This is a genomic window from Hymenobacter agri (assembly GCF_054778495.1).
This window is the reverse complement of the sequence record NZ_BAAGZM010000341.1, coordinates 1-4,518: the sequence shown is the minus strand read 5'-3', so window position 1 is coordinate 4,518 and position 4,518 is coordinate 1. Positions and strand designations below refer to the sequence as shown.

Genomic DNA, 4,518 nt, shown 5'->3' with positions numbered 1-4,518 from the left:
CGTGGCCGGCCACGCGGGCGCACCGGCCGACCTGCAGCGTGAAATCCGTCAGAATCACGTCATCAGCCGCACCTACGCGCTGGGCACCGACAAAGCCGGGCGCGACGAGCTGAGCCGGCTGCTGCTGGGCACGCGCATCTCGCTGGGTATCGGGCTGGTGGCGGTGCTCATTTCGCTGGTTATCGGCATGGCGGTGGGGGCGGTGGCCGGCTACTTCGGCGGCTGGGTCGACTCACTGCTGCTGGGACTGATGACGGTGGTGTGGAGCATTCCGGGCATCATGCTCGTCATCGCTATTTCGCTGGCGCTCGACAGCAAAGGCGTGTGGGTGAGCTTTGTAGCCGTAGGCCTCACCATGTGGGTAGACGTGGCCCGCGTGGTGCGCGGGCAGATGCTGAGTTTGCGCTCGGCCACCTTCGTGGAAGCCGGCCGGGTGCTGGGGCTGCCCACCTGGCGGCTCATTGCCCGGCACCTGCTGCCCAAAATGCGCGGCCCGCTCATCGTGCTGGCCACCAGTAATTTTGCCTCGGCCATTCTGCTCGAAGCGGGCCTGAGCTTTCTGGGGCTGGGGGTGCAGCCGCCCGCGCCCAGCTGGGGGCTGATGGTGAAAGAAGGCTACGACCTGCTGGGCACCCAGGCCGGGCTGTGGCTCACGCTGCTGCCGGGCACGGCCATTTCGCTGCTGGTGCTCAGCTTCAACCTGCTGGGTAACGGCCTGCGCGACGCCTACGACCCCAAAACGCCCGTGGCGGTGTAAGTTTGCGCCCCGCGCCGCATTTCCGGCGCGTTGCGTACCTTGCCGCGTATGGCCGCTGCTGCTCCCGATTCGCCCACCCAACCGCCCACCGATGCCGACCTGCTGGCGCAGCGCGACGAACAGCTGAAGCAGCTGCGTCGCCAGCTGCAAATCAAGCAGTTCGAGCTGGAGACGGTGCTGGGCGTGGCCCACGACATGACGGCCCGCGACCACACCGTCGACGAACTCTACCACATGCTGCGCCTCACGCTGCAGGGCCAGCGCAACATCGTGCAGCTGGTGCTGTTTGCGCACGAAGACGACCGTTTTCGGCCTCGCCTCGTGCTGGGCTGCGACTTAGCCACCGCCGAAAAGCTGCACCTCTCGGGCGAGCTGCTGAGTGGCGAAATCCGCGAGCCGCAGGCGGTTGAAGACCTGCGCCTGGGCCCCGAGTGGGAGCGGTACGAAATGGTGCTGCCCATTTTGCGCCAGCGCGAAGTAGCGGCCTATGTGTTCGTGGGCGGCTTTCGCTCGAACTACGACCGGGCCCAGCTCATGCCCTTCCTCACCTCGCTGGCCAACACGCTGATGGGGGCCGTGGAAAACCGCCGCCTGCAGGCCCAGCGCATTGCCGATGCGGCCGTGCGCAAGGAAATCGAGATTGCGCAGGAAGTGCAGGCCCTGCTGTTTCCGCGCCGGCTGCCCAACGATGCCGACCTAGCCATTGAGCGCAGCTACGTGCCGCACACCGAAATCGGCGGCGACTACTATGATGTGGTGGAGATGGACGCCGACCGCCTGCTGTTGTGCGTGGCCGACGTGAGCGGTAAGGGCGTGCCGGCTTCGCTGCTGATGTCGAACTTCCAGGCCGGGCTGCGCACCCTGCTGCGCCAGGGCGTACCGCTGGCTACCATCGTGCCTGAGCTCAACCACCTGCTGTTCCGCAACTCGGGCGGCGAGAAGTTCATCACAGCGTTTCTGGGCATCTACAACCGCCGCACCCGCGTGCTGCAATACGTGAACGCCGGCCACAACGACCCGCTGCTGCTCTGCGACGACGGCTCGGTGGAGCGCCTCAAGCACGGCACCGTCATGCTCGGCATCATGGAAGAGCTGCCGCTGCTGCGCGTGGGCGAAACCCACATTTCGCGCCATTCGCTGCTGCTGCTCTACACCGACGGCCTCACCGAAGTATTCGACGCCGAGGGCAACGAGTTTGGTGAAACCGGCGTGCTGGGCGTGCTGCGGCGCACCCGCTACCTGCCGCTGCCCAAGCTGCACCAGGAACTGCTGCGCAGCATCAACGCTTTCAGCGCCCACAATGCCCAGTTTGCCGACGACGTGACCATTCTCAGCTGCCGGTTTAAGTAGCCTGCGATGGTGCCCGAACTTCTGATTGCGGAAATCGACCAGCGGCTGGTGGCGGCTTTCGACCAGCTCGACACTTGGTTTGCGGCCCCGGCTGCGCTGCGCGGCTACCATCCGGCCGACGGCGGCTGGACGGTGGATGAGATTCTGGAGCACGTGGCCCTCACCAACCATTTTCTGCTCATCCTCATCGAGAAAGGCACCACCAAAGCTCTCAAAAATGCGCACGGGCTGGACTTAGCTACCGAGCTGGCCACCCGGCAGTCGGCCCGCGCCCGGCTCGACGAAATTGGCCAGCCCGGGGCTTTTAAGTGGGTGCGGCCCGACCACATGGCCCCGCGCGGGCTGAAAACCGGGCCCGAGGTGGCCGCCACGCTGCGGCAGCAGCTGCAACAGTGCCAGGCCGTGCTGGCCCGCCTGCCCAATGGCGAAGGCGTGTTGTACCGTACCACCATGACGGTGAACGACCTGGGCCGGATGGACGTGTACGATTTCGTGTATTTCCTGGCCAAGCACGCCGAGCGGCACCTCGCCCAGATTGCCGCCGTGGTAGCCGAGTGCCAAGCCCACAGCAGCAAGCCCGGGTAGAGGCGGGGTCCTACGCCTGCTGTATTGGTTCCTCGTCCAGCCACGTGCCGCAGCGCACCAGCAGCGCCAGGCAGATGAAGAACACCGGGCCGATTTTATCGACTTCCACCAGCTCGTTCAGGGTGAGGTGGAACACGATGATGACGAATGACAGCGTAGCGGCCAGCACCACGCGGCGCACCTCAGGGCGGGCCTGGGCGCGGTGGTAGAGGCTTTCGGCCAGTAGCAGCGTCGTCGCAATCAGGCTGATAAACAGCAGGAAACCGGGGATGCCCTGCTCGGCCAGCTGCAGCAGGAAGTAGTTGTGAGTAGTCGATTTTTCGGGGTTGGCGCTCACGTAGGTGCGGAAGCTCTTCACCGTGTAGCGCTTGTATTCGGGGTAGAAGGTAGCCGCGCCGCTGCCGGTCAGGGGCTTGTCGCCAATCATGCGGGCGGCGGCCACCCAGCGGTACACCCGCTCCATGCCCGACACGTCCTGAAACTTATAGGTGGCCTCCAGGTGGCGCTCGAAATTCTTGCCGTTGAACACTGTATGCTCGTAGTCGGGCGCGTACTCCATGTACCGGTCGCCAATCACGAAGTAGCTTACCGTGAGCGTGGTACTGACGGCCACAACGAGCAGGAGCAGCCGGGTGAGGCGCAGCCGCAGCACCAGTAAATACAGGGCGGCCAGCGGCACCGACACGATGGATGCCCGCGTGTAAGAAGTAAGTAGCCCGAACAGCAGCACGCCCAGCGCGATTCGCCATGCTATTCGGGCACCGGCATGGCGCACCGCCTGCAGCCCAAACCAGCAAAACGGCAGCAGCAGCGCCAGCATGGTGGCATAAATGACGTGGTTGCGAAAAAACGGGTGCAGTGCCCAGTTAATCTCGCCAAAGCTGAAGCCGCGCGTCGCGTGCCGACTGGCTACGTAAGCCACGCTCAGGCACGCGCTGGCCGCGTACACGGCCGCAAAGCGCCAGGCTTCGCCGGGGCGGCGCACTACCAGCAGCGTCCCCAGTACAAATGGCACCAGGTACCACACCTTGGCCAACAGGTATTTAACCGACTTGGTGTGGTCGACGGAAAAGGCGGCATCCAGGGCCGTCCACGTCAGCATCAGGGCCAAGATGAGCAGGAGCGGGTGCGCCCACTCGCGGCGCGGCAGTGTGCCTTGGCGCAGCAGCAGGGCCAGGCCCAGGCAGGCCGTCAGGGCCAGCATCAGCGGCTCAGAGGGCACGTCCATGCTCAGTCCGCCAAATAGCCCGATTTCCTGCGAAAAGGGCAGCACGGCAAACAGCGCATAGTACACCCAGCGCCACTCCACCAGCGCCAGCAGCCCGCCTACGGCCAGCAGAGCCGGCAGCAGCAGTGCCGGCTGCTGTTGCAGGGCAGCCGTAGCGCCACCCAGCAGCAGCAATGCCGCAAAGCCCACAAACAGCCACTGCGGGCCGTCGAGGGTGCGCGCAACGCGTTGCAGCCGGTTGGTTAGCGGGGAGTTCACGCCGTGGGCCGGTGGTAGCGGTAGAGCTCGAGCAGGGCGATGAATACCACCGACAGGGCGAACATGGCCAGCACCGAGCCCAGCACGATGAGCGAGCGTACGGGCTTGAACTTGCGGGTGGCCGGGTAGGCCTTCTGCACGATGTAGAGGCTGGAAAGCTGGCCTTTGATGCTGAGCTCGGCCGTTTCGTAGGCGGCGCGCGCCGCAATGAGACGAGTTTGCAGGTCGGCCACGCGGGTGGTGAACATGGTGAGCGAGTCGGTGCCGCGCACGTAGCTCTCCAGGTTGATGAGGTTGCCGCCGTCGGCGCGCGTCAGGCCGCGCAGGGCCCGGCGCAGGC

The 4,518-nt window shown here is 65.3% G+C and carries 5 protein-coding genes; 3 read left to right on the top strand and 2 right to left on the bottom strand.

Going from position 1 to position 4,518, the window contains the following annotated elements; genetic code table 11:
* The 3 genes from ACYVDE_RS15235 to ACYVDE_RS15225 all read left to right on the top strand — a co-directional run.
* Positions 1 to 757, top strand: a 757-nt coding sequence (locus tag ACYVDE_RS15235) for an ABC transporter permease (protein ID WP_460502394.1), incomplete at its 5' end; no start/stop codon positions are given.
* 48 nt (positions 758 to 805) lie between these two features.
* Complete coding sequence (locus ACYVDE_RS15230) at positions 806 to 2,107, top strand: PP2C family protein-serine/threonine phosphatase (protein WP_460502393.1); 1,302 nt, start codon at positions 806 to 808, stop codon at positions 2,105 to 2,107.
* A gap of 6 nt (positions 2,108 to 2,113) precedes the next feature.
* Positions 2,114 to 2,692 (top strand): DinB family protein, encoded by a 579-nt coding sequence (locus tag ACYVDE_RS15225; RefSeq protein WP_460502392.1) that lies wholly within the window; start codon positions 2,114 to 2,116, stop codon positions 2,690 to 2,692.
* A 10-nt stretch (positions 2,693 to 2,702) separates the two neighbouring features.
* On the opposite strand, the gene ACYVDE_RS15220 is transcribed toward ACYVDE_RS15225, so the two are convergent.
* Entirely contained in the window at positions 2,703 to 4,178 is a 1,476-nt protein-coding gene (locus ACYVDE_RS15220; protein ID WP_460502391.1) for an O-antigen ligase family protein, read from the bottom strand.
* Positions 4,175 to 4,518, bottom strand: a 344-nt coding sequence (locus ACYVDE_RS15215; RefSeq protein ID WP_460502390.1) for a hypothetical protein, incomplete at its 5' end; no start/stop codon positions are given. The genes ACYVDE_RS15220 and ACYVDE_RS15215, both read right to left, overlap by 4 nt.